Source organism: Pseudonocardia sp. EV170527-09 (assembly GCF_008369905.1).
Classification (GTDB): Bacteria; Actinomycetota; Actinomycetes; order Mycobacteriales; family Pseudonocardiaceae; genus Pseudonocardia.
Map to the genome: position 1 here is coordinate 1 of NZ_VRMC01000459.1, position 273 is coordinate 273.

The 273-nt window shown below is 61.5% G+C and carries 1 protein-coding gene; it reads right to left on the reverse strand.

The annotated features are described in order from the left end of the window. Positions 1–273: hypothetical protein (locus FVA95_RS29800; RefSeq protein ID WP_205016072.1), on the reverse strand; the 273-nt coding region annotated here is incomplete at both ends.

Below are 273 nucleotides of genomic sequence, written 5' to 3' on the forward strand. Positions count from 1 at the left end.
ATCCTCTTCGAGCCAGGCCGAATGCTGAGCGGCTGGGAAGGCAAAGATGTGGGCTGGGTCGGTGTCGATGAGGTTGAGCTGGTTGGAGATTGTTCGAGCGACCTTGCGTCGGGTTTCGCGCAGTGGCCACAGCCAGGCGGAGTCAATGTGGGCGTGGCCGATGGCAGTCATCGTCTGGGCTGAGTCATGCGCGGGGCGGGTCAAGGCAGGGGCTAACTCGCTGCGAGCTGCTGATGCAGAAGAGATGACGTCGAACAGGTCAAGGCGATCCAT